This is a genomic window from Archangium sp., from assembly GCF_057119385.1.
In genome coordinates this window covers 1-24,781 of sequence record NZ_DBNGVP010000143.1, presented here as the reverse complement: position 1 = coordinate 24,781, position 24,781 = coordinate 1, and the positions used below count along the sequence as shown (strand labels likewise).

Genomic DNA, 24,781 nt, shown 5'->3' with positions numbered 1-24,781 from the left:
GGACTCCGCGCATGGTGCTGCTCCGCCGTCTCTCCCTGCTCCTGTTGCTGGCCACGTGTGCCAGCGCCTGCCGTGGCACGCGTGGCGACACGCGGCTCTTCTCGCTGGAGGACCCGCGGGGGGATGACCATGGGGATGGCGAGCTGCGCTACCCGTTGCGTCAGGACATGGGGCCGGGCTCCCTGGATCTGCTGTCCTTCCGCGCGTACGCGGAGAGCGGAGGCACCCGTTTCGAGGCGACCTTCGCCCGGCCCATTCCCGTGCCCATGCGGCGGACGATGGACGCGGCGGGGACCACGCTGGCGGACATGGCGCGCTTCGGCTTCTACACCTTCAACCTGGACGTGTACGTGGACGAGGATGGGAAGGAGGGCTCGGGCCGGGTGGACACGCTCCCCGGCCGCTACCTCACGCTCGCTCCGGGCAGCGCCTGGGAGAAGGTCATCCTCCTCACCCCCCGCCCCTACGAGGCGCGTGACATGCTGCGCACGCTGTGGCGGCAGGAGGCCCTGGCGGAGCTGCAGCGGCAGCAGGGCGCGGTGAGCGAGTCCACCGCGAGGGCGCTGGACGCGCGGCTGGAGCAGCGCATCGCGCGGAGCGTCTTCTTCCCCACCCGGGTGCACGTGTCGGGGCCCACGGTGTCCTTCTTCGTCCCGGAGTCCTTCCTCGGGGGCCAGGCGCGGCCCACGTGGGGGTACGCGGTGGCGGTCACCGGCGCCACGTTGGATCGCCGGGTGGAGCTGCCCACCTTCCTGGGAGGGGTGACGGCTCCGCCGCAGCAGGGGCTGATGGTGCTGGGCATCGGGCCGGGGACCTCGCACGAGCGCTTTGGCGGTGGGCGCCTGGGTGGCACGAACCAGTCGCCGGTGGTGGACCTGCTGGTGCCCGAGGGCGTGAGCCAGCAGGAGGTGCTCGGGCTCCAGGCGCGCCCCTGGCCGGCGGTGGTGCCGGCCGGGCCCGTCCTACCGCAGGCGCCAGATGCCGGTGGCGTGGCCGGGCAGGGTGACGCTCCAGCCGCCCCCGTCCCGCAGCAGTGAGCTCACGGACGGGTCCGCGAAGAGCACCTCGGAGGTGTCGCCCTCCAGCGCGAAGGGGCCCGCCGTCAGCGCGGCATCCGTGAGGTTGTGCACCACGAGCACCCGCTCGTCTCCCACCGTGCGCAGGAAGGCGAGCGTGGGGGCGCGGCCCTGGGTGGGCGTGAGCAGCTTGAGGCCGCCGCGCTCCAGGGCCCGCGACGCGTGACGGACGCGGATGAGCTCGCGGTAGCGCGAGAGGAGCGAGCCCGGGGTATTCACCTGCGCGGCCACGTGGGTGCGCTCGGTGCCCGGGGACAGGGGGAACCACGGCGTGCCGCGGGTGAAGCCGGCGCCCGCGCTCGCGTCCCAGGCCATGGGCGTGCGCTTGGCCTCGTCGTTGAGGGTGGTGCCGTTGGCCATGCCCAGCTCCTCGCCGTAGTAGAGGAAGGGCGAGCCGGGCAGGGTGAGCAGCAGCGAGGCGGCGGTGGCCAGGTCCCCGGCCTTGCCGCCCAGCTGCGTGGCCACGCGCACCTGGTCATGGTTGGTGAGGAAGGGCGCGTCCGCCACGCCCGCGGGGTAGTGGCTGCGCATCTCCGCCAGCTTCACGGTGACGTCCGCCGCATCCCCCGTCCGGGCGGCCTTGAGCAGCTCCTCGGCCAGGGGGAAGTTGAAGTTGAGCGGCAGCTCGTCCCCGCCGGGCACCCGGGCCGTGGAGCCGTAGTAGGTGGCGATGACGGGCGTGGTGGTCCAGTTCTCCCCCACCAGCACCGCGTCCGGCTTCACGCTCCGCACGTGCGCGGCCAGCTCCTTCCAGAAGGCATGCGTCTCCGGGGTGTCGGCCTGCCCCGGCAGCCCTCCTCCCGTCTCGATGAGGTAGCGCGCCGCGTCCAGCCGGAAGCCATCCGCGCCCTTGCCCAGCCAGAAGGTGGCGATGCGCTTGACCTCCTCGCGCACCGCGGGCGTCTTCAGGTTGAGGTCCGGCATGCCGCTCCAGAAGACGCCGTAGTAGTACGCGCCGTTGCGCTCGTACCAGGTGGAGCCCTTGGAGAAGATGTCCCAGGGCGGCCGCCAACCCGGGTCCGTGTCGCTCCACAGGTACCAGTCCCGCTTCGCCGAGGTGCGCGAGGACGCGGACTCCACGAACCACGGGTGCTGCGAGCTGCTGTGGTTGAGCACCAGGTCCAGGATGACGCGCATGCCGCGGCGGTGGGCCTCGGCGCACAGCCGCTCGAAGTCCTCCACGGTGCCGTAGTCCGGGTGGATGCGCTCGTAGTCCACCACGTCGTAGCCGTGGTAGCTGGGCGAGTCGAACACCGGCATCAACCACAGCGCGTCCACGCCCAGGTCCGTGGGGGTGCTCGGGTCCCCGTCGTTGAGGTAGTCCAGGCGCGCGATGAGGCCGGGCAGATCGCCTTTCCCGTCCCCGTTGGAGTCCTGGAAGCTGCGCACGAAGACTTCGTAGAAGACGGCGTGCCGGTACCACTCGTCACCGGCGGGCGCGGCGAGCTCCACGGGAGGCCGCTCCGCCGGGGTGACGGTGGAGGGCGCCTGCGGGGCACAGGCCAGCAGTGTCAAGGCGGGGAGGAAGCGGAGGGAGCGCGGGGGCGGCATGGCTTCCTGGTTTAGCAGCGCCCCGGAGATCCCGGCCAGCCGCCGGAGGTGAAGGGGCCGGGGCTCTGGTAGTCTCTCCCCGCTCCCACGAGCGGTGACTTCGTCACGAGCGTGTGGCGCTTCCTCAAGACCCGATGGTTCGGACTGGCTCGCCCCCGGAAGGGGCCGGTCCGTGCTTCCAGGAAGGTGTGTCGATGCGATTCGCTGTCATTTCCCGGCTCCCGGCATGGAGCCGGACCCTGTCCCTCGGCCTGCTCGGCCTGCTGTCGTCGAGCACGGTGGCCTCGGCCGCCGAGCCCCCGCGCGTCACGCTCGTGGGCAGCTTCCAATCCGAGCTCGGCTGCACCACCGATGGTGATGCGGCGTGCACCGCCACGGACCTGACGTACGAGTCCGAGGACGACGTGTTCCAGAAGTCCTTCAGCCTGCCCGCGGGCACCCACACCTACCGGGTGGCCATCGACGGCGGCGCGGGCGGCACCTACGGCGCGGGCGCCGCGCTCGACGGGCCGGAGATCTCCCTGACGCTCGCCGAGCCGGGCAGCGTGAAGTTCTACTTCGACGCGAAGAGCCGCTGGGCGACGAGCCGTCCGTCCAGCACGCCCAAGGCCGTCATCGCCACCGTGGCGGGCAGCTTCCAGAGCGAGGTGGGGTGCCCCGGTGACTGGTCGCCGTCGTGCCTGCGCTCGATGATGCAGGACCCGGATGGGGATGGCGTCTACGTCTACACCGCCACGATTCCCGAGGGCGCGTACGCCTTCAAGGTGGCCATGGATGAGGGGTGGGCCACCGCCTACCCTGGCAGCGACGTCGCCTTCAGCGTGCCGGCGGGCGGCTCCGAGGTGACCTTCCAGTTCAACGCGGACACCCGCGTCCCGACCTTCAAGGTGCTCAGCGCCCCGGCCGGTGACATCAACCTGGCCCGCGCGCACTGGGTGTCCAGGGACACGCTGCTGTGGTCGCCGTTGGAGCTCCCCGAGGCCCCGCAGCTCAAGCTGCACTACGACGCCGCGGGCACCATGGTGCTGGGCTCCACGGGCATCGAGGGCGGGGAGTCCATCCCCCTCGAGGTGGACCCCACCGGCCCGAGCGCCGAGCTCAAGGCGAAGTTCCCGCACCTCGCCACGTTCAAGGCGCTGAAGATTCCCGCGGCCGAGCTGGCCCGGGTGCCCGAGCTGCTCCAGGGCCAGCTGGCCCTCTCGCTGAAGAACAAGGACGGCAAGCTGGTGGACGCCACCTCGGTGCAGATGCCGGGCGTGCTGGACGCGCTGTACACCTACGACGGGCCGCTGGGCGGCTCGTGGAGCAACGGCGTGCCCACCCTGCGCCTGTGGGCCCCCACCGCGCGCTCGGTGCGGCTGCACGTGTTCGACTCCTCGGACGCGGCCACCGCCAGCCACGTGGCGGACCTGTCCCATGACGCCACCACCGGCGTCTGGAGCATCACCGGCGAGGCGGACTGGAAGAACAAGTTCTACCTCTACGAGGTCGAGGTCTACGTCCGCTCCGAGAAGAAGGTGGTGAAGAACCTCGTGACGGACCCGTACTCGCTGAGCCTGGCGATCAACAGCACGCGCAGCCAGCTGGTGGACCTGGATGACCCGGCGCTCGCGCCCGCGGGGTGGAACGCGCTGAAGAAGCCCCGCCTGGACGCTCCCGAGGACATCGTCCTCTACGAGCTGCACGTGCGCGACTTCAGCATCAACGACACCACCGTGCCCGCCGAGAAGCGCGGCACCTTCGCCGCCTTCGCCGAGAAGGCCTCCAACGGCATGAAGCACCTGGCGCGGCTGGCCGGCTCCGGCATGACGCACGTGCACCTGCTGCCCGTGTTCGACATCGCCACCATCAACGAGAACCGCGCCGATCAGCTCGTGCCCGCCGGGGACCTGGTCTCCCTGCCGGCCGACTCCCAGGATCAGCAGGCCGCGGTGAACGCGGTGCGCGACCAGGATGGCTTCAACTGGGGCTATGACCCGTACCACTACACGGTGCCCGAGGGCAGCTACGCGGTGAACCCCGACGGCAGCGCCCGCATCCTCGAGTTCCGCCAGATGGTGAAGGGCCTGTCCGAGACGGGCCTGCGCGTGGTGATGGACGTGGTCTACAACCACACCAACTCCTCGGGCCAGGACTCCCGCTCGGTGCTCGACCGCATCGTCCCCGGCTACTACCACCGCCTCGGCCGGGACTCCGGCAACGTCGAGACGAGCACCTGCTGCCAGAACACGGCCTCCGAGCACGCCATGTTCGAGAAGCTCATGGTGGACTCGCTCGTCACCTGGGCGAAGTACTACAAGGTGGATGGCTTCCGCTTCGACCTGATGGGCCACCACATGAAGGCCAACATGGTGAAGGTCCGCGAGGCGCTCGACGCGCTCACCCTGGAGAAGGACGGGGTGGATGGCTCGAAGATCTACCTGTACGGCGAGGGGTGGAACTTCGGCGAGGTGGCGGACGGCCAGCGCGGCGTGAACGCGACGCAGCTGAACATGGCGGGCACGGGCATCGGCACGTTCAGCGACCGGCTGCGTGACGCCGTGCGCGGCGGTGGCCCCTTCAGCGGCCTGCGCGAGCAGGGCTTCGCCAGCGGCCTCCTCCACGACCCCAACACCACGGACCAGGGCTCCACGGATGACCAGCGCCAGAAGCTGCTGCACTACGCGGACCAGATTCGCGTGGGCCTGGCCGGCAACCTGCGCGACTACCCGCTCGTCAACAAGGCGGGCACGACGGTGAAGGGCTCGCAGGTGGACTACAACGGGCAGCCCGCCGGCTATACGGTGGATCCGCAGGAGGTCATCACCTACGTCTCGGCGCACGACAACGAGACGCTGTTCGACGCCATCCAGCTGAAGGCGGCCCCCACGGCGAGCATCGAGGAGCGCGTGCGCATGCACAACCTCGCGCTGGACCTGGTGCTGCTGGCCCAGGGCATCCCCTTCATCCACGCCGGTGACGAGATGCTCCGCTCCAAGTCGCTGGACCGCAACAGCTACAACTCGGGCGACTGGTTCAACAAGCTCGACTTCACCTACGCCTCCAACAACTGGGGCGTGGGCCTGCCGCCGGCCGGTGACAACTCGGGCAACTGGTCCATCATGGGCCCGCTGCTCGCCAACCCGGCGCTCAAGCCGTCCAAGGAGCACATCGTCTCGGCGGTGGACCACTTCAACGAGATGCTGCGCATCCGCAAGAGCACCACGGCCTTCCGCCAGCGCACCGCCGCGGACATCCAGTCCAAGCTGCGCTTCCACAACGAGGGCCCGGGCCAGATTCCCGGCCTCATCGTGATGGAGCTCAACGACGAGGAGGGCGAGGAGGGCCGCACCCACGTGGTGGTGCTCTTCAACGCCAGCGACGAGAAGCAGACGTTCACCCTGGCCTCGTCCAAGGACAAGGCGATGCAGCTGCACCCGGTGCAGCAGGGCTCGCGTGACGCGCGCCTCCAGGAGGCCCGCTTCGAGTCCGCCCAGGGCGTGTTCACCGTGCCGGCCCGGACCACGGCGGTGTTCGTGAACGCCCCGAGCAAGGGGGACACGGGCTGCGGCTGCTCGGGCTCCAGCGGGGGGGCCTTCGCCGCCCTGGCGATGCTGCTCGGCGGGGTGCTGATGTCCCGGCGCCGCCGGACCCGGGCGTAACGCGGGGGAGTTGTCGGATACGGGGGCCTGGCTCGCTCGAGCCGGGCCCTCGTGCCCGGGTGGCGTACGCTCGTGATTCCACCGCCCCGCACAGTGCGGTAGAGGGGCGGGCATGGACGAGAAGACGCTTACCCGATTGCTCGAGCAGGTGAAGGGCGGCAAGGTCTCGGTGGATGACGCCGTGGGCCAGCTCAAGGACTTGCCGTTCGCCGAGCTCGGTTATGCCACCGTGGACACCCACCGCAGCCTGCGCTTCGGCTTTCCCGAGGTGGTGCTCGGCGAGCCGAAGACGGCCGAGCAGGTGCTGGGGATTGTCGGCAAGCTGGTGGAGCGCAAGCAGCCGGTGCTGGTGACGCGGCTGCAGCCGGACAAGGCCGAGGCGCTCGTGGCCGCCTTCCCCAAGGGCGAGTACCACCCGTTGGCGCGCATCTTCCACCTGAAGCAGGGCAAGCAGAAGGCGGGGAGGGTGGCGGTGATGACGGCGGGGACGGGCGACCTGCCCGTGGCGGAGGAGGCGGCCATCACCGCGGAGGCCATGGGGGCCACGGTGAAGCGCGTGTACGACGTGGGCGTGGCGGGCCTCCACCGGCTGCTGAAGCGGCGCGAGGAGATTCAAGACGCGCACGCGGTGGTGGTGGTGGCGGGCATGGAGGGGGCGCTGGCGAGCGTGGTGGGCGGGCTGGTGGGCATTCCGGTGGTGGCGGTGCCCACGTCGGTGGGCTACGGGGCCAACTTCGGGGGCATATCCGCGCTGCTGACGATGGTGAACTCGTGCGCCTCCAACGTGGCGACGATGAACATCGACAACGGCTTCGGGGGCGGCTTCTACGCGGCGCTGATCTCTCGCACCAAGGGCCAGCGCTGAATCAACAACCCTGAGCGAATATCCCCTCTCCCCCCGGGAGAGGGACGGGGTGAGGGTATCCGGCCCCGTGGGAGAACAACCGTGCGTAGGATTCTCTACCTGGAGCCGGTGGGCGGCATCGCCGGGGACATGTTCCTGGCGGCGGGCGTGGACCTCGGCGTGACGCCGGAGGCCATTGCCCAGGCGTTGAGCGGGCTGAAGGTGCCGGGCTGGAAGCTGGCGGTGAGCCGGGCGGTGCGGCATGCCATCAGCGGCACGCACCTGGACGTGGTGCTGGACGAGCGCGAGGCGCATCCGCACCGGGCGTACGCGGACATCCGCCAGCTCATCGAGGCGGCGGACACACTGTCTCCGCGGGCGAAGGAGCGGGCGCTGGCGGTGTTCCGGGCCATCGGCGAGGCCGAGGCGAAGGTGCACGGGGTGTCCATCGACGCCATCCACTTCCACGAGGTGGGGGCGGTGGACTCCATCGTGGACATCTGCGGGGCGGCGGTGGTGTTGGACCTGCTCGGAGACCCGGAGGTGTACTCGGCGCCGCCACCGCTGGGCAGCGGCACCATCCGCGTGGCGCACGGGAACATGCCCATTCCGGTGCCGGCGACGCTGGAGTTGCTGAGGGACGTGCCGGTGCGCTTCGAGGGCGTGGGCGAGCTGACGACGCCGACGGGCGCGGCGCTGCTGAAGGTGCTGGCGCGCATCGGCCAGCCGCCGCCGGACTTCATCGTGGAGCGGATTGGCTACGGGGTGGGGACGAAGGACTTCCGGGACAGGCCCAACGTGCTGCGCGCGGCCATGGGCCGGGCCGAGGCGCGGGCCGAGGGCCTCTGGGTGGTGGAGGCCAACCTGGACGACAGCACGCCGCAACTGCTCGGGTACCTGCTGGAGCACGTGCTCGGCAAGGGCGCGCTGGACGCCTGGGTGGTGCCGGCGACGATGAAGAAGGCGCGGCCGGGGCACGTGCTGAGCGTGCTGGTGGAAGGGGGCGGGAAGGAGACGGTGGTGGACACGCTGATGCGCGAGTCCACGACGCTCGGGGTGCGCTCCTATGCGGTGGAGCGCACGGCGCTGGAGCGCGACTGGGTGGAGGTGGAGACGCCGTGGGGCAGGGTGCGGGTGAAGCGCGGCCTGCGCAACGGCGTGGTGCTCAACGCCCACCCCGAGTTCGAGGACTGCCGCAAGGTGGCCGAGGCCGCCAACGTGCCGCTCAAGCAGGTGATGGCGGCGGCGCTGGTGGCGCTCAGCTCGGGGCGGTGAGGAACTCTCGGGGTGCGAGCGTCGCGATATCCAGAGAGCGACTTCATGAATCCAAAAAATGAGGAGTACAGGAGACACGTGCGGGCCGGGCTTGGCGTGCTGCTCGTGGCGTTTCTCACCGCGTTCGCGACGGCCGCGGTTGGGCTTGGAGCAGGGGTGGAGGAATCGCTGCCCCTCTTGGCGGCGCCTCCCGATGCTACCCTGGGGGCCGAGCCGCTCCATGCCGCCAATAAAAAGGCTGGCAAGACGAGTTCTGCTTCGCTCCCACGCTCCCAGTCGAGCGGAGAGACGGAGGCAACGAAGCGTGGCCGGCAAGCGCACAAGGATTGGGAGCCAGGAGAAGGCTTCCGGAAGGAAGTGAAATTGCCGAGCGGCAAGCGAGCCGACGCGGTCAACCCCGACAAACAAGAGGTCAAGGAACTCAAGCCCGATACCCCGCGTGCCATCAAACGAGGTGAGCGGCAAGTCGAGGAGTATCGTCGCGAATTGGAAGAGACCGAGGGCGGCTCATGGACGGGCAAGGTTGAGACCTATAAGCCGGATGCTGGAGAGAAGAATTGAATTCTTCATCCAACCTCATCAGGGCGGCCATGGTCCCCGCACTTCGAGAAGCGGGCTTCAAGGTTCGAAGCAACACCTGGCACAAGCAGTGTGAAGACACCCTCCTGGTCGTCAATCTTCAGAAGTCCCAGTGGGGTCCTCAATTCTATATCAACCTCGCGGTCTGGGTGAGGCAACTGGGGGATGCCTCGGCACCCAAAGAGTATCAATGCCACATCCGCCAGCGCGCCACGAGCTTGCCAGACAAGAGAGCTGAAAATCTGGAGCGAGCACTGGATCTCGAAGATGGGTCGATGGGTCTGCAGGAGCGCGAGGCCTGCATCGGCGAGTTCATGCGGGAATCAGCCATTCCGTTCCTGGAGTCCCTCTCCACGATGGAGGGGATCCGTTCGGCACTCGAGACGCAGAAGCTCAAAGGGTGCTTCGTCAACCGGGAGCTCAAGGAGTTGCTCGCAGGGCAGGTCTGACTCGCGAATCTGAAGAGTCCCCTCCTGCGGCTTCCCTCTCCTCTCCCTCGTCTGGCGAGGGGTATTCGAAGCCATCCATGGGGCGGCGCTCAACTCGGCGTGGTGAGCCGGTCCAGCACCAGGCCGAGGAAGTCGCTCTCACCGTGGAAGGACCAGCCCAGGTGCGTCTTGCATTCGGCGCACATGGCGTACCGCCAGACGAAGCCGGGGAACCAGCTCGCCTCGGCGGTGGGCGGGCCGACGATGAGAGCGCCCTCGGCCCGGGCGAAGCAGCCGAAGTGGAAGACGAACCCGGACGGATTGACGCGGGTGTGCGTGGCGCGGCCGTTGACGGTGGTGCGGTCCCGCTCGCGGGTGATGAAGTGACCGCAGCGCGCGCAGCACAGCGGCTTCTCCGGGTCTCGGGACTCCGTCGCGTCCTCGGCCTGGCGGGCGGGCGTGGCCCTGGCGGGAGCGGCGGGGCTGTCCTTGAGCCACCGGGGGGACGGATTCATGACGCGGCGAGTCTCCTCGACTGCTCTTGCCCATGCTCGCGGAGGGATGCAAGGCCGGGCTCGCGTGGTATGTCCGCCGCGACGGGGAGGACGGCCGCCTGGCGCCCAACGAGCACGTACCGCTGGAGGTCTCCAGCGTCACCAAGGTGTACCCCGGCGGCGTCCAGGCGCTCGACCAGGTGAGCTTCCGCATTTCGCCGGGGGAGCGGGCCTGCCTGCTCGGCCCCAATGGCGCGGGGAAGACGACCCTCATCCGCCTGCTCACCGGCGCGCTGCGGCCCTCGTCGGGGCGGGTGAGCCTCTTCGGGCTCGGCGTCGAGGACCCGGGCTTCCTCCTGGCCAAGCGGCGCGTGGGCATCGTCCCCCAGTCCCCGGGCATGTACCGGGACTTCACGGTGGATGACTTCCTCCTGCTGGTGCGCGACCTGTACGGCCGCGGGAACATCCCCGAGGTGGTGGAGGCCTTCGGCCTGGCGCCCTTCCGCTCGCGGCGGATGGCCGAGCTGTCCGGCGGCATGCAGCGCCGGCTGTCCATGGCCGCCGCGCTCGTCTCCTCGCCGGAGGTGCTGCTGCTCGACGAGCCCACGGTGGGGTTGGATCCGGTGGCCACGCGCGAGGTACACACCTTCCTGCGCAAGGTGATGCCGGGCCGCACGGTGCTGCTGTGCACGCACAACCTGGCCGAGGCCGAGGCGCTCTGCGAGAGCGCCGTCATCCTCCGGCAGGGCAAGGTGCTGCTGCACGAGCGAATCGCCACGCTGCGCCAGCGCATCCAGCCCGTGCTCGTGCTGCGCGCCACCCAGGGCCCCGAGCGGTTGGCCAATGCGCTCGCGGGACAAGGCCTCACGCCCACGCGCGAGGCGGACGCGGTACACGTGCACGTGGCGGACGCGGTGGCGCAGGCGCCCGGACTGTTGCGCCACCTGCTGGGCGCGGGGCTGGACGTCTACGAGTGCCGCGTCATGACGCCGAGCCTCGAGGACCTGTTCCTGGATGTCGTGGGGGCGAACGATGCTCGCGCGTGAGGTGCGCATCCTCTTCCGCAAGGAGTGGCGCCAGTTGGTGCGCAGCCGCGGCGCGATGCTGACGGCGCTGCTGCTGCCCATCCTCCTGCTGGTCGTCATCCCGGGGCTGCAGATGCTCGGGATGAAGACGGGGGCCGCTAATCCGGTGAACCTCCCGCCCGGCGTGGTGCTGCCCCGGGGGCTGCGGGAGCTCGTGGGCGACCCTTTGGCGATGATGCGGGCCATGATGGTGCCCTTCATCGCGCTCGGCGGGCTCATCGTGCCCTCGGTGACGGCCAGCTACATCCTCATCACCGAGCGCGAGTCCCGCACGCTCGAGCTGCTGGTGGCCCTGCCCGTGCGCGTGGGGCAGATATTGCTCGCCAAGCTGCTGGCCCTGCTCGCGCTGGCCTCGCTCGTCACGCTGGTGCTCTTCTCCGTGGACGCGGTGCTCATCCTCGGGTTGGGCATCGGCTCGCCCGGCTTCGTGCTGGCCCTGCTGGCGGTGCTGCTCACGTCGCTCACCTTCTCCACCACCAGTGCGTTGCTCGTCAGCCTGCTGGCGCGCGACTTCCGCACCGCCAACAACATCAACGGGTTGCTGATCGGCCCCACCATCCTCGTCTGCTTCTTCGTCACGCTGGCGGTGCCGGGCCCCTTCCTGTCCTCGCTACTGCTCGCTGCGTTGTTCGCGGTAGGGTCCGGGGCCGCCACCTTCGTGGCCATGAAGGTGGTCACCTTCGAGCGTCTGCTGCGCTGAATCCCCCCTGCTGGAAGCCCATGCTCCCGACCCTCATCACCGATCTGAACTTCGAGCCGTTGGATCTCGCCCTCACCGAGCCCTTCGCCATCGCCACGGGGGCGCCCACCATGGCGAACAACGTGCTCATCCGGCTGACGCTGGCGGACGGGACGGTGGGCCTGGGCGAGTCCGCGCCCCTCACGGCGGTGTCGGGTGAGACGCAGGCGAGCACGCTCGAGGCGCTCCACTCGGTGCGCCAGGCGGTGCTCGGCAAGGACGCGCGGGGTTGGCGTCCCCTCGCGGCGCGGCTGGGCGAGGCCCTGCCGGGGGCTCCCTCGGCGCGCTGTGGCCTGGAGCTGGCGCTGCTGGACGCGCTGGGCCGGCACTACCGGATGCCGCTGTTCGCCTTCTTCGGCGGGGCGGGCACGGGGCTGGACATCGACATGACGGTGACGGCCGGTGACGAGGCGCACGCGGCGTCCTCGGCCCGGGCGATCATCGCGAGGGGCATCCGCACCATCAAGGTGAAGGTGGGGGCGCTGTCGGCGGAGGAGGACGTGCGGCGCATGGTCATCATCCGCCGCGAGGCGCCCGGCGCGCGGCTGTTCGCGGACGCCAACGGGGGCTACACGGTGGCGCAGTCGAGGGCCTTCCTCGCGGGGCTGGAGGCCGAGGGCGTGCCGCTGGCGCTCTTCGAGCAGCCGGTGCCGCGCGAGGACTGGGAGGGCATGGCGGAGCTGACGCGCTCGTCGCGGGTGCCCATCTGCGCGGACGAGTCGGCGCGCACGGCGAAGGACGTGCTGCGCCTGGCGCGCGAGGGCGGGGCGCACGGCGTCAACCTCAAGCTGATGAAGAGCGGCGTGGTGGAGTCGCTGGCCATGTGGAACCTGGCGCGTGCTTCCGGCATGGAGCTGATGATGGGGGGCATGGTGGAGAGCACCCTGGCCATGAGCAGCGCGGCGCACTTCGCCGCCGGGTTGGGCGGCTTCGACTACGCGGACCTGGACACGCACCTGTTCATCCGCGAGCACTCCTTCCGCGGCGGCCTGCGCATGCGGGACGGGCGGGTGGACATCGGCCACGTGCAGGCGGGCCACGGCGTGGACCTGGGCTGAGCGCGCTGGGCGCCGTCCGCCCTCGTGTGCCATGGTGGCTCGCACCGGCGGTGGGAGCCGGGCAGGGGGAGACGGCATGTTGGACGCACTCGTGGTGGGAGCCGGGCCCACGGGCCTGACGATGGCCTCGGAGCTGGCGCGGCATGGCCTGCGGTGCCGGCTGGTGGAGCAGCTCGAGGCGCCCTCGGTGCTGTCGCGCGCGTTGGCGGTGCAGGCGCGCACGCTCGAAGTTTTCGACGACTTCGGCATCGCCGAGAAGGCGCTCGAGCGGGGGCGCAAGGCCGAGGCCTTCAACGTGGTGGGCGCGGGAGGCGTGCACACGCGGGTGCCCATGCAGGCGTTCTCCTGGTTGGAGACGCGCTTCCCCTTCATCTTCATGCTGCCGCAGGACGCCACCGAGGCGCTGCTCACCGAGCACCTGGGCACGTTCGGGGTGAAGGTGGAGCGGGGACTGGCGCTGGAGGACTTCCGGCAGGACGCGGACGGGGTGGAGGTCACGCTGAAGCGGGCGGAGGGCGGGGTGGAGCGGGTGAAGGCGCGGTGGCTGCTGGGGTGTGACGGCGCGCGCAGCCGGGTGCGCAAGGGAGCGGGCATCCCCTTCGAGGGCGAGACGTATGACGACGCGTGCGTGCTGGCGGACGTGCGCGTGGAGTGGCCGCTGGGGCAGGGGGAGCTGGTCATCATGCCGTCCATGCACGGCGTGGTGGGGGCCTTCCCCATGCCAGGGGAGAAGCGCTACCGGCTGTTCTGCATCATGCCGAGGGACATGCTCCCGGAGGGGGACGAGACGACGCCCCTCACGCTGGAGGAGATGCAGGGCATCCTGGAGCGCATGTCGAACGTGCCGGTGCGCGTGAGCGAGCCGCGTTGGCTGACGCGCTACCGGCTGCACCGCCGGGGCGTGCCGCGCTACCGCCAGGGCCGCGTGTTCCTCGCGGGGGATGCGGCGCACATCCACAGTCCGGCGGGCGGGCAGGGGATGAACACGGGCATCCAGGATGCGTACAACCTCGCCTGGAAGCTGGCGCTCGTGACCCGGGGCCGCGCGCCGGAGTCGCTGCTCGACACCTACGATGTGGAGCGGCACCCGGTGGGGCAGATGCTGCTGGAGGGGACGGATCGGCTCTTCGGTCTGATGACCCAGGGAGGGACCTTCTCCCGGATGCTGCGGACGTACGTGGCGCCTCGGGTGGCGAAGGGGCTGCTCGGGGGCAATTTCACACAGCGGCGCATGGCGCGGTTCGTCACGCAGCTCGCCATCCATTATCGGCGCAGCCCGCTGTCCACCGAGCGCATCTGGGGCGAGGAAGTGGGCGGCGTGCGGCTGGAGGAGGGCCCCGCGCCCGGGGAGCGCGTGCCGGAACTGCCGGTGAAGGGGGAGGGCGTGGAGCGCCTGCACGAGGTGCTGCGTGGACCCCAGCACACGCTGCTGCTGTTCACGGGACTGAGGCCCGAGGCGAAGGCGCGGGGGGAGTGGGTGGCGCTCGCGAGGCGGCTGGAGGAGGCGTACGGGCCGCTGTTGAAGGCGCGCGTGGTGGTGGCGGGGGAGGGCACGCCGGGGCCGTTCGTGTTGGCCGATGGGGAGGGCGCGCTGCATCGCCGCTTCGGGGCGGGGGCGGAGTGCTTCTACCTGGTGCGGCCGGACGGGTACGTGGGGCATCGCGAGCGGCCCATCGAGCCGAAGCGGTTGGAAGCGGAGCTCGCCCGGCGAATGGGAGCGCCCGGAGCGGGCAGTGAGAAGCGCGTCGCGAGTTGAGCCTGCACTCCCTCTCCCTCTGGGAGAGGGTCGGGGTGAGGGTCCTCTTGACGTCAGCAGCGCAAAACTCCGGTGTCGCTGCTGATTCAGTGCGTTTCACTTGTCACCGGTGACAAGTGGAATGGACCCGGCGCGTTTCACTGGTCACCGGTGACGAGTGGAATGAGGGCAACGGGTTTCACTTGTCACCGGTGACAAGCGGAATGGACCTGCGCCCCTTGGCGCTGACACCGCGGCCATTTCCCCTCGCCCTCCGGGAGAGGGACGGGGTGAGGGTGCCACGGGTCCCGGGTTGAACCCTCTGTCCACAAGGTGGGCCACGGGTTGAAGAACGGGGACAGATACCCTCACCCTGACCCTCGCCCTCCGGGAGAGGGGATATCGGTCACATTCCTGAAAGGGATGAGCGGGTTTCACTGGTCACCGGTGACGAGTGGAATGAGGGCGGCGCGTTTCACTGGTCACCGGTGACGAGTGGGATGAGGGCAACGGGTTTCACTGGTCACCGGTGACGAGTGAAATGGACCCGGTGCATTTCACTGGTCACCGGTGACGAGTGGAATGGACCCGGCCCTGCGCCTGCTCAGCCCTGGGCCTCGCGAGCCGGACTCCGCGCCGAGCCCCCCGAGCCCAGCAGGGTGCGCCACCCGGTGGCCAGGAGGATGATGGCGCCGCCCACCATGGCCCACGGTCCGGGCCGCTCCCCGGCGAAGAGGAAGGTCCACACGGGGTTGAGCACCGGCTCGAGCAGGATGAGCAGCGAGGCCTCGACCGCGGGTATCTCGCGCAGGCCGCGATGAAACAGCGTGTACGCGAGGCCGAGCTGGAACACACCGAGGAACACGAGCAGTCCGACATCCAGGGCCGTGGGCGAGGGGCCCCCGAGCGAGGGCACCAGGACGCTGAAGCCCGCCATGAGGTTGCCCCACACGAGCACGGACGAGCCCTCCTCGCCCACCGCGCGCAGCCCCAGAATGCACATCGCGAACGCGACCCCCGAGCCCAGGGCAATCACATTGCCCCAGAACTGCCCGGGCGCGAGCTGATCCAGGAAGAAGAGGCTCAGGCCGAGCAGGAACACGGGCACGGCGGCGAGCTCCCCGCGCGAGGGGCGCTCGCGCAGCACGAGCGGGGACAGGAGCAGCACGTAGAGCGGCGCGGTGTCCTGCAGGAAGATGGCGTTGGCGGCGGTGGTGAGCTTGTTGGCGATGATGAACGACACCACCGTGGCCGCGTAGGCCAGGGCCGCCACGAGCCCTCGCCGGGAGGGAAGCTTGCGGCCGGCGGGGAAGGCGAGCGCGAGCACCAGGGCCGCGATGAGCGAGCGGCCGGAGGCGATCTGCCAGGCCGACAGGGAGCACAGCTTCACGGCCGCGCCGGCGGTGGACCAGAGCACGGCGGCGGCGAGCAGGTAGAGGCGGGAGCGGAGCATGGGACGCGCGGGTGACTCATATGCCGGTCACCTGGGGAAAGCCACCCGCGCGGACGCCCGCGGACGGGGCGCCTAGGCACCGAGGAAGCGCCGGTACCGGGCCTCGACGGCCATGTAGACGGCGTAGGCCACGAGCCCCGCGGCGGCCACCGCGAGCAGCACCGCTCCATGCGGCTGGGCCGCGAGCGTCTCCAGCGCCCCATCCAGCCCCCGGGCGCGCCGGGGATTGGCGGTGAGCGCCGCCTGGACGAGGAACCCGCCGATCATCACGAAGACGAGCCCGCGCGCGAGGATGCCCAGCTTGGAGATGCGCACGGCCCACTTGGCCTGCTGGGGACGCAGCGTGTCCAGCCGGAGCTTCTTGCGGAACTTCTCCTTCCAGGCCTTGTACGCCTGCCACACGCCCATGCCGGCGATGACGAGTCCCACGACGGCGACCAGCGCCTGGCCGAAGGGTTGCGACATCAACCGGGCCGTCCAGGACTGGGCGCTCTGGTCCCCACTGGTACCGGCGCCGCCCTCGCCCAGCACGAGGCGGAAGGCGGCCAGGGCGAGGAACGTGTGGAGGGCGGCGCTCACCAGGTAGAAGCCCCGGAGGAGGAGCCCCTTCGCGCCGGTGCCCTTGCCGTCCGGATCCATCCAGGCCTGCACCACTCGCCAGAGGACGTAGCCCACCAGGCCCACCGCCACCACCGCGAGCAGCGCCTTGCTCCAGCCGCCCTGGGCCAGCGTGGCCAGCGCGCCCTTCGTATCCGTCGTCTTCCCGCCCGAGCCGAAAGCCACCTGCAGCGCGAGCACGCCAATCACCGCGTACACCACGCCCTTGGCCAGGTAGCCCAGGCGGGCCAGCGGCACCATCCACGGGTGGTGCAGGGCCTTCGCCCCGAGACGATCTCCCTGGTGCTTCAGCTCCGAGGCCTTCCGGCCGAGTCCGTTCACCATCGTTCCTCCCTCCCTCACCAGAGCGCCGGAGCCACTGTCCGGCGGTGCGGTGCATCCCTTCGGAAGGTAGGCACACGAGGCGGCGCATCTCGGGGAGCGCCTGGCCGCCCGCCCGCTCCTCGGACCAGGGGCTAGAAGTTGCTCCCATCGGCCCGCTTGCCGGGCGAGGAGCCGAGCCCCGGGTTCACCCCGGTGTGCAACACGAAGCTCCCGGTGCGGGTCGCATCCGGGCTGCGGTTGTACGAGATGGCCTCGGTGGAGGAGGTATAGGTGTGGCTGTCCACGATCTGCTTCACGCCGTTCTGCAGGTAGACGCCGTCGCCACTGCCGCCGTTGTTGGTGCCCTTGTTGAAGAAGAGCCCGCCGCTCGAGGCCGCCACCGCGTTCGTCGTTCCCGAGGGGATGGCGGTGGCACCCGAGTAGACGACGAAGGACCTGCCCGGAGCGAGCAGCGTGCCCGTGGCGAAGGTGTGCCGGGGCGCCGTGCCGCTGTAGGCACTGGCGTCGTTCACCAGCCAGCCGCCGAGGTCCACCGTGCTCGTCGTGGAGCCATTCACCACCTCCACGAACTGTTGCGCGTAGTCGCGGGTGGTGCCATCGGACATGGGCGGCTCGTGGGGCAGGTACTCGTTGATGAACACCGGCGGAGGCCAGGTCACGGTGAACGCCGTGTCGCTCTGGTCGGACGCCGCCGGGGCCGAGGCATCGCTCACCCGCACGCGGGCCTGGGCCGTCGTCGCGGCAACGGGGGGCACCGTCCACGTGTACTGCCCGCTCGCCGCCGGGACACTCGGGGCCAGCACCTGCCACGACGCGCCGTTGTCCGGCGAGAACTCGAGCTTCACCGAGCTGACGCCGTCCGAGGTCCACGCGAGGGTCTGCACGCTCCCCGACGCGAGCTGCTCGCCGCCGTTGGGCGAGGTGATGCGCACGGGCGGGGGCGGCGGGGGCGTCACGTTGAACGCGAAGCGGCTGAACACCGGGTAGTGGTCCGAGGTGGTGTCCTTGTACTGGGAGATATAGGTGTCCGGCCGCAGGGCCTGGGCGGAGTTGCTGACGTAGCCGGCCCGCAGCTCGTTGCTGACGAGCTGGTGGTCGATGAACTCGGAGTTGCTCACCGTGCTGCGCACGTTGGTGAGGGACAGGTTCAGGGTGAGGAAGGTGTAGTGGTCCGGGTCATCCAGGAAGTTCTGGTACGGCGTGGCCAGGTACGGGCCGCCCGAGTAGGCCCGGGTGATGGAGACGTCCACGTCGTCGTTCCAGTCGCCGAGCACGATGAAGTTCGTGTCCGCCGGGAGGGCATCCAGGTAGCTCTTGAGCGCCCCCCCCGCGTTCTTGCGGCGGTTGTAGGAGTCCGTGTCGTTGAACGCCTTCATGTGCAGCACGATGGCCACCACGTCCACGCTCGTCCCGTCGCGCGTGATGCGCAGCTTCACCTGCAAGGGGGGCCGCGTGCCGAATTCGTAGTCGTAGGCGGTGAGGATGATGCGCGCGTCCAGCACGCTGACCACGCCCGGGTCGTAGAGGATGCCGACCTTCTGCTCGCTGGTGGAGTAGTAGGTCGCGCCGGACAGGACGAGCGGGTCGTTGGCCATGAAGCCTTCGTAGCCCGTCAGTTGTTTCAGCTCGTTGAACTCCGTGGCGTCCACCAGCTCCTGCAGGCCCCAGAAGTCCGCGCCCGTCCGGGTGATGACCGTCTTCACGTTCTGGACCTGCAAGGCGTCGTCCACGGGGCCCTGGGTCGGCTCGCCGAACCACTCGACGTTCCAGTTGGCCACGTTGAAGGCCAGCGGCGGGAGGCCCGCGTCCGTTCCTCCACCACCGCCATCCGTGCCGCCACCGCCGTCGGTGCCGCCGCCATCCGTGCCGCCGCCACCGCCGTCCGTCCCACCCGTGCCGCCGTCACCGCCTCCGGTCGTGCCCGCGATGACCACCAGGTTGAACACCTTCGAGCCCTGGGCGCCGTGGACGTCCTGCGCGCGCACGGTGGGGAAGAAGGAGCCCGTCTCCAGCGGCACGCCCGTGAGCAGGCCGTCCTCGCCCAGCGACAGGCCCGAGGGCAGCGCTCCGCCCATCAACGTCCAACGGAAGGGCCCCTTGCCTCCGGTGGCGGCGAGCCGCACGGCGTACGTCGCCCCGGTGGTGGCGGCGGGCAGCGAGACGGTGGTGACGGACGGGGTGGGGTAGACGAGCAGCTGGTAGGTGCCCGTCTGCGTGGCGCCCGCCGCGTCCTTCACCTGCACCGTGAAGGTGTACGGGCCCGGCACCGTGGTGGCGCCCCTCAGCAGGCCATCGCCCGTGGAGAAGAAGAGGCCGGGCGGCAGCTTCTCCAGCGTGTACCGCAGCGGCGGGGTGCCTCCGGTGGCGCCGAGGCTCACCTGGAAGGACGCGCCCGCGGTGGTCTCCAACTGCGCCAATTCGGGCAGCTGGAGGGGCTCGGGCTCGGTGGGCGCGGGCTTCTGGCAGGCACCGAGGAGGGTGAGGACGGCGAGCGTCCCCAGCAGGCGGGCGAGCGGCATGGTGGATCGGGCTCCAGACTCGGGGCTTTACGGGGTGGACGTGGCCAGGATGCGCTTGAGCTCGTCCTTGTCGCTGGAGTGCTCGAAGGACTCGTACAGCTTGAAGCCGTTCTCCAGGTCCAGCAGGCGCGGGCGCAGCAGGCGCATGGCCTTGATGCGGTCGTTGGAGAAGGCGAAGGAGCGCAGGAGCTGCTGCGCCTGGGCCACCAGGAAGTACTGGGTGGACGCGGCCTGCTCCAGCACGTTCAGCTGATCATCCGAGAAGGGCTCGTGGCGGATGGCGCTCAGCAGCGACTGCAGCATGGACTCGGAGATGGGCTGCACCGAGGGCTGCGGGGGCGGAGGAGCGGGGCGCGGCGGCTCCGTGCGCGCGGGGGGCGCGTTCGCCACGTGCCGGCCCACGTCCTTGAGGCTCGCGCGCGCGTCCTCGAGCAGCTTCTGCAGCTGCTTGTCCCGCCTGGCCTGGCCGGTGGCCTGGGCGAGCTTCTCGTTGATGCGGGCCAGCTGCTGCATCAGCGAGTCGCGGTCCACCACCACCGGGGTGGCCACCATGGGGCCCGGGATGAACGGGCCGCTCGGGTTGGGGGCCGGGGCCGGGGTGCCGGGGGGCGGCCGCAGGGACTCGGCCTGGGCGGCGGGCTGGGGCTCGGGCTTGATCTTGTTGTTCTGCGCCAGGGCCGGGGCCGCCAGCAGGGCCGCGGCAATCAGGACTGCTCTCATCCGTCTCTCCAGGGGTGAAGATTGCTTTGCGCTCCGGGCGGGGGTGCAGTCTGATGCGCCGACCTGCGCTCGCCGGATGGGCGCGCACTATAGCCTGCCCGGCCGGATGCCGGGCGGCTCGCACTGTCCGTGAGGGAGAAGAGACCGATGGCCGAGAAATGGGACAAGCAGCTGATGGGCTTCCTCAAGCGCACCGGTGAGGAGCTCAAGCGCTCCAGCGAGGAGCTCAAGACCGAGGCGCAGCGGCTGATGGTGGAGGTGAAGGACCCCGCCAAGCAGGCCAAGGTGAAGGAGGGCATCGAGAACCTGCGCACCTTCGCGGTCTCCGCGGGCAAGCAGGTCGCCGAGCGCATCGAGTCCGCCGTGCGTCAGGTGGAGGAGACCCTCGAGGGCGCCATCGAGGGCCACAAGGGCGCCTCCACCCCGGCCCCCCAGCCCAAGGCCGAGCCCCCGGCCGCCGCGCCCCCCGCCGGGAAGAAGGCCGCGGCCAAGACGGGCACCAAGTCCATCGGCCGCAAGAAGACGGCCACCAAGGCTCCCGCCAAGAAGGCCGCCGCCAAGAAGGCCGCCGCCAAGACGGGCACCAAGAAGTCCATCGGCCGCAAGAAGCCCGCCCGTCCGGCCTCCTGAGAGGCATCCATCCGCTCTGGAATCCTCTAGAGGGGCCACATGGGCGGCCTGCGTCTGACCGCTCCGGGCGTTGGATCAACCTGCGCCCCGTGACATAGTGCGCTCGTGGCCGGCTCCAACCGAGACGAGAAGGGCAGCTTCCAGACAGACATCTCGCAGGACGTCATCGACGCGGCGCTCGAGAGCGTCGAGCGTCACGTCCAGCCTCCCGCCCAGGCGCAGGAGGACGAGTACCCCGAGAATGTCACCACCATGGAAATGGAGATCCCCGAGGGTGGGGTCCCCATGGAGATGGACATCCCCGAGGGGGTCACCATGGAGGTGGCCATCCCCGAGGGCTGCGTCACCGAGCCCGAGGCTCCCGCCAGTGGCGGCGAGGGCGGGCTTAGGGCCGCGCTGCACGATGCCCATCGCGAGTTGAAGGAGATGCGCCGCGCGCGCGACGAGGCGCGTGAGCTGCTGGCGCAGGCCCGCCGCGAGCTGGAGGAGGCCCGCCAGCAGCTCGAGTTCAGCCAGTCCCGCAGCCGCGAGACGATGGACCGTCTCAAGGACACCCACGAGCGCGCCCTGCGTGCCACGGCGGACCTGGAGAACTACCGCAAGCGCGCCCAGAAGGAGAAGGAGGAGATCCAGAAGTTCGGCTCCGAGCGTCTGCTCAAGGACTTCCTCCCGGTGGTGGACAACCTGGATCGCGCGCTGGAGGCGGCCCAGAAGTCCGCGGACTTCGAGAGCCTGCGCACCGGCGTGGAGATGACGCGCAAGCTGTTCGACAGCGCCTTCGGCAAGCACGGGGTGAAGGTCTTCTCCGCCGCCGGCCAGCCCTTTGATCCGCGCCTGCACGAGGCCATGCAGCAGGTGGAGAGCGCCGCGGTGCCCGCGGGCCACGTGCTGTACGAGGCCGTGCGCGGCTACATGCTCAACGAGCGGCTCATGCGGCCCGCGCTGGTCGTGGTGGCGCGTGCGCCCGCCGCTCCGCCGCCCGCGGCCGAGCCGACCTCTTCTTCAGACACGACGCCGGAGGGTGGACCCACGGGGGGGAACACCACCGAGCAGACCGGAACCACTCCCTCGGGGAGCCAGTAGGACGCCATGGGCAAGGTGATTGGAATCGATCTGGGGACGACCAACTCGTGCGTCGCCGTCATGGAGGGCGGCGAGCCGGTGGTCATCCCCAACAGCGAGGGCAGCCGCACCACGCCGTCCATGGTGGGCTTCACCGAGTCCGGTGAGCGTCTGGTGGGCCAGATTGCCAAGCGGCAGGGCATCACCAACCCGGAGAACACGGTGTTCGCCGTCAAGCGGCTCATCGGCCGCAAGTTCGACTCGCCCGAGGCCAAGAAGGCCATCAGCGTGAGTCCCTTCCGCGTGGCGCCCAGCCCCAACGGGGACGCCTGGGTGGAGATCCGCGGCAAGGGCTACAGCCCGCCGGAAATCAGCGCCATCGTGCTGATGAAGATGAAGCAGACGGCCGAGGACTACCTGGGCGAGCCCGTCACCGAGGCCGTCATCACCGTCCCGGCCTACTTCAACGACAGCCAGCGCCAGGCCACCAAGGACGCGGGCCGCATCGCCGGCCTCAACGTGCTGCGCATCATCAACGAGCCCACCGCCGCCGCGCTCGCCTACGGCCTGGACAAGGTGCGCGACATGGGCTCCGAGCGCATCGCCGTCTACGACCTGGGCGGTGGCACGTTCGATATCTCCATCCTGGAGCTCAGCTCGGGCGTCTTCGAGGTCAAGAGCACCAACGGCGACACCTTCCTCGGCGGTGAGGACTTCGATCAGCGCCTCATCGACTTCCTCGCCAAGCGCTTCGCCGAGCAGAACAACGGCCTGGATCTGCGCAAGGACCGCATGGCGCTGCAGCGCCTGAAGGAGGCGGCCGAGCGCGCCAAGCACGAGCTGTCCAGCGCGACGGAGACGGAGGTGAACCTGCCCTTCATCACCGCGGACGCCACGGGCCCCAAGCACCTCACCGAGACGGTGGAGCGCAGCACCTTCGAGGCGCTGGTGGCGGACCTGGTCGAGCGCTCCATCGAGCCGTGCCGCATCGCGCTCAAGGACGCGGGCATCACCGCGCCGCAGGTGCACCAGGTGCTGCTGGTGGGCGGCATGACGCGCATGCCCGCGGTGCAGCAGAAGGTGAAGGAGTTCTTCGGCAAGGAGCCGCACAAGGGCATCAACCCGGACGAGGTCGTCGCCGTGGGCGCGGCCATCCAGGGTGGCGTGCTCAAGGGCGAGGTGAAGGACGTCCTCCTGCTGGACGTGACGCCGCTGTCGCTCGGCGTGGAGACGGCCGGCGGGGTCTTCACCAAGATCATCGACAAGAACACCACCATCCCCTGCAAGAAGGGCCAGGTGTTCTCCACCGCGGTGGACAACCAGCCGCTGGTGTCCGTGCACGTGCTCCAGGGCGAGCGCGAGATGGCGGTGGACAACAAGACGCTGGCGCGCTTCGAGCTGGTGGGCATTCCCCCGGCGCCCCGTGGCGTGCCGCAGATCGAAGTCTCCTTCGACATCGACGCCAACGGCATCGTGCACGTGAGCGCCAAGGACCTGGGCACCGGCAAGGTGCAGCAGGTGCGCGTGGTGGGCAACTCGGGCCTGTCCGAGGCGGAGATTCAAGCGATGATCTCCGACGCCCAGGCCAACCAGTCCACGGACAAGCTCAAGAAGGAGCTGGCCGAGCTGCGCAACAACGCCGACTCGCTCATCTACACCACGGAGAAGAGCCTGGAGGAGTACGGCAACGTCCTCCAGGAGAAGGACCGCGAGGAGATCAAGGCGGACGTGGAGCACCTCAAGGAGCTGTTCAAGGGCACGGACGCGGCCGCCATCAAGGAGGCCTACCAGCGCCTGGAGACCAGCGCCTACCGCATCGCGGACGCGCTCTACGCGGACCAGTCGAAGTCCGGCTCCTGAGCCTCGTGGAATTCCCTTCGCTCGAAGCCGAGGTCGCCTTCCTGCGCGGCCTCAACGCCGTGGTGCGGATGGCGGACGACATCCTCGAGGACTGCCTGGAGCGGGGCCTGAGCCTCGACGCGGCGGTGGATGTGTTCCTCACCCAGTGCGCGCGGCTGGTGCATGCCTCGGCGGGCTTCGTCAGCCTGCGGGGCACGGCGGGCCCCGTGCTCACCCGGGTGCTCGGCCAGCCCGGCGTGGACGTCTTCGAGGCCGCCACCTGGAAGGGCGCCCACCCCCTGTCCGGCAAGCGGATGTTGTTCTGCGCGCCGCTGGCGCTCGGGCGGTTGGAGCTGGGCACCCTGGGGCTGGTGGTGGAGGGGCGCTTCGACGACGGGGGCTGGCTGGTGATGAAGCTGGTGGAGGCCATTGGCGACCAGCTGGACAACGCGGTGCTGGCCTTCCTGTCGCTCACCGATGGCCGCGGCGTGTTGGAGCGGCTGGACGAGCTGGCCCCCGAGGAGGATCCGCTGACGGGGCCGCGCGGGCGCATCGGCCGCTACGAGCTGGTGACGCCGCTGGGCACCGGAGGCATGGCGCAGGTGCTGGTGGCGCGCACGCGGGGCCCCGAGGGGCTCGGCCGGCTGGTGGCGCTCAAGCGGATTCTGCCGCACCTGGCCTCGGACCCGGACATCGTGAAGCAGTTCCTGGACGAGGCCCGCATCGGCCTGCGGCTGAGCCACCCCAACCTCGTCACCTTCCACGACTTCGGCGAGTCGCAGGGCGCCTACTACCTGGTGATGGAGCTGGTGCGCGGGGTGGACTTCGACCGGCTGCTGAAGACGACGCGGCCCGCGCCGGACGTGACGGTGGCCATCGTGCTGCAGGCGCTGCACGGGCTGCACGCGGCGCACCAGGCCCGGGGCGAGGACGGCGTGCCGTTGCGGCTGGTGCACCGCGACCTGTCGCCGCACAACCTGATGGTGGGCTTCGACGGGCGGGTGAAGGTGCTGGACTTCGGCGTGGCCAAGGCGCGCGCCCAGCGCACCGTGACGCTGCCGGGCATCGTGAAGGGCAAGCCCCTCTACATGTCGCCGGAGCAGGCGCGGGG

Annotated in this window: 20 protein-coding genes; 14 read left to right on the top strand and 6 right to left on the bottom strand. The window is 70.1% G+C overall.

What is annotated here, in order from left to right:
• The first annotated feature begins 11 nt into the window (after positions 1-11).
• Entirely contained in the window at positions 12-1,037 is a 1,026-nt protein-coding gene (locus AC16DP_RS34220) for a glucodextranase DOMON-like domain-containing protein (protein ID WP_329733362.1), read from the top strand.
• Here AC16DP_RS34220 and AC16DP_RS34215 read toward each other — a convergent pair.
• Positions 963-2,627: an alpha-amylase family glycosyl hydrolase gene (locus tag AC16DP_RS34215; RefSeq protein WP_329733361.1), complete on the bottom strand. Its 1,665-nt coding sequence runs from the start codon at positions 2,625-2,627 to the stop codon at positions 963-965. The two genes, AC16DP_RS34220 and AC16DP_RS34215, sit on opposite strands and share 75 nt — an antisense overlap.
• Positions 2,628-2,821: 194 nt before the next feature.
• Between AC16DP_RS34215 and pulA the strand changes: the two genes are divergently transcribed.
• The 5 genes from pulA to AC16DP_RS34190 all read left to right on the top strand — a co-directional run bounded on the left by pulA (position 2,822) and on the right by AC16DP_RS34190 (position 9,415).
• Entirely contained in the window at positions 2,822-6,268 is a 3,447-nt protein-coding gene (pulA, locus tag AC16DP_RS34210; protein WP_329733360.1) for a pullulanase-type alpha-1,6-glucosidase, read from the top strand.
• Between the two features lie 112 nt (positions 6,269-6,380).
• Positions 6,381-7,133, top strand: a complete 753-nt coding sequence (gene larB, locus AC16DP_RS34205) for a nickel pincer cofactor biosynthesis protein LarB (RefSeq protein ID WP_329733359.1) — start codon at positions 6,381-6,383, stop codon at positions 7,131-7,133.
• A gap of 81 nt (positions 7,134-7,214) precedes the next feature.
• On the top strand, positions 7,215-8,387 hold the full coding sequence (gene larC / locus AC16DP_RS34200) for a nickel pincer cofactor biosynthesis protein LarC (protein WP_329733358.1): 1,173 nt from the start codon (positions 7,215-7,217) through the stop codon (positions 8,385-8,387).
• 45 nt (positions 8,388-8,432) lie between these two features.
• Positions 8,433-8,948 (top strand): hypothetical protein, encoded by a 516-nt coding sequence (locus tag AC16DP_RS34195; protein ID WP_329733357.1) that lies wholly within the window; start codon positions 8,433-8,435, stop codon positions 8,946-8,948.
• Positions 8,945-9,415, top strand: coding sequence for a DUF4304 domain-containing protein (locus AC16DP_RS34190; RefSeq protein WP_329733356.1), 471 nt, complete (start codon positions 8,945-8,947; stop codon positions 9,413-9,415). Before AC16DP_RS34195 ends, AC16DP_RS34190 begins: the two co-directional genes overlap by 4 nt.
• Before the next feature lie 89 nt (positions 9,416-9,504).
• Here the strand turns inward: AC16DP_RS34190 and AC16DP_RS34185 are convergent, their stop codons facing one another.
• Positions 9,505-9,909 carry a cereblon family protein gene (locus AC16DP_RS34185; protein ID WP_329733355.1) on the bottom strand — a complete coding sequence of 135 codons (405 nt, stop codon included), beginning with the start codon at positions 9,907-9,909 and terminating at the stop codon, positions 9,505-9,507.
• A gap of 32 nt (positions 9,910-9,941) precedes the next feature.
• Between AC16DP_RS34185 and AC16DP_RS34180 the strand changes: the two genes are divergently transcribed.
• The 4 genes from AC16DP_RS34180 to AC16DP_RS34165 all read left to right on the top strand — a co-directional run bounded on the left by AC16DP_RS34180 (position 9,942) and on the right by AC16DP_RS34165 (position 14,526).
• Entirely contained in the window at positions 9,942-10,934 is a 993-nt protein-coding gene (locus AC16DP_RS34180) for an ABC transporter ATP-binding protein (RefSeq protein ID WP_329733354.1), read from the top strand.
• A complete protein-coding gene (locus tag AC16DP_RS34175) occupies positions 10,921-11,673 on the top strand; it encodes an ABC transporter permease (protein ID WP_329733353.1) in 753 nt (250 codons plus the stop codon). Before AC16DP_RS34180 ends, AC16DP_RS34175 begins: the two co-directional genes overlap by 14 nt.
• Positions 11,674-11,693: 20 nt before the next feature.
• Positions 11,694-12,770, top strand: a complete 1,077-nt coding sequence (locus tag AC16DP_RS34170) for a dipeptide epimerase (RefSeq protein ID WP_329733352.1) — start codon at positions 11,694-11,696, stop codon at positions 12,768-12,770.
• A gap of 76 nt (positions 12,771-12,846) precedes the next feature.
• Positions 12,847-14,526 (top strand): FAD-dependent monooxygenase, encoded by a 1,680-nt coding sequence (locus tag AC16DP_RS34165; RefSeq protein WP_329733351.1) that lies wholly within the window; start codon positions 12,847-12,849, stop codon positions 14,524-14,526.
• A gap of 583 nt (positions 14,527-15,109) precedes the next feature.
• Here the strand turns inward: AC16DP_RS34165 and AC16DP_RS34160 are convergent.
• The 4 genes from AC16DP_RS34160 to AC16DP_RS34145 all read right to left on the bottom strand — a co-directional run bounded on the left by AC16DP_RS34160 (position 15,110) and on the right by AC16DP_RS34145 (position 20,139).
• Positions 15,110-15,958: a DMT family transporter gene (locus AC16DP_RS34160; RefSeq protein WP_329733350.1), complete on the bottom strand. Its 849-nt coding sequence runs from the start codon at positions 15,956-15,958 to the stop codon at positions 15,110-15,112.
• A 72-nt stretch (positions 15,959-16,030) separates the two neighbouring features.
• Positions 16,031-16,900, bottom strand: a complete 870-nt coding sequence (locus AC16DP_RS34155; RefSeq protein WP_329733349.1) for a DUF1206 domain-containing protein — start codon at positions 16,898-16,900, stop codon at positions 16,031-16,033.
• Between the two features lie 131 nt (positions 16,901-17,031).
• On the bottom strand, positions 17,032-19,419 hold the full coding sequence (locus AC16DP_RS34150; protein WP_329733348.1) for a putative Ig domain-containing protein: 2,388 nt from the start codon (positions 19,417-19,419) through the stop codon (positions 17,032-17,034).
• 27 nt (positions 19,420-19,446) lie between these two features.
• Positions 19,447-20,139 carry a proline and serine-rich protein 1 family protein gene (locus AC16DP_RS34145; protein WP_329733347.1) on the bottom strand — a complete coding sequence of 231 codons (693 nt, stop codon included), beginning with the start codon at positions 20,137-20,139 and terminating at the stop codon, positions 19,447-19,449.
• Between the two features lie 147 nt (positions 20,140-20,286).
• Between AC16DP_RS34145 and AC16DP_RS34140 the strand changes: the two genes are divergently transcribed.
• The 4 genes from AC16DP_RS34140 to AC16DP_RS34125 form a co-directional block, all read left to right on the top strand.
• Entirely contained in the window at positions 20,287-20,769 is a 483-nt protein-coding gene (locus AC16DP_RS34140; protein ID WP_329733346.1) for a transcriptional regulator, read from the top strand.
• Positions 20,770-20,874: 105 nt separating this feature from the next.
• On the top strand, positions 20,875-21,852 hold the full coding sequence (gene grpE / locus AC16DP_RS34135) for a nucleotide exchange factor GrpE (protein ID WP_329733345.1): 978 nt from the start codon (positions 20,875-20,877) through the stop codon (positions 21,850-21,852).
• Between the two features lie 6 nt (positions 21,853-21,858).
• A complete protein-coding gene (gene dnaK, locus AC16DP_RS34130; protein WP_329733344.1) occupies positions 21,859-23,691 on the top strand; it encodes a molecular chaperone DnaK in 1,833 nt (610 codons plus the stop codon).
• A 5-nt stretch (positions 23,692-23,696) separates the two neighbouring features.
• The coding region (locus AC16DP_RS34125; protein WP_483956927.1) for a serine/threonine-protein kinase at positions 23,697-24,781 on the top strand (1,085 nt) is incomplete at its 3' end.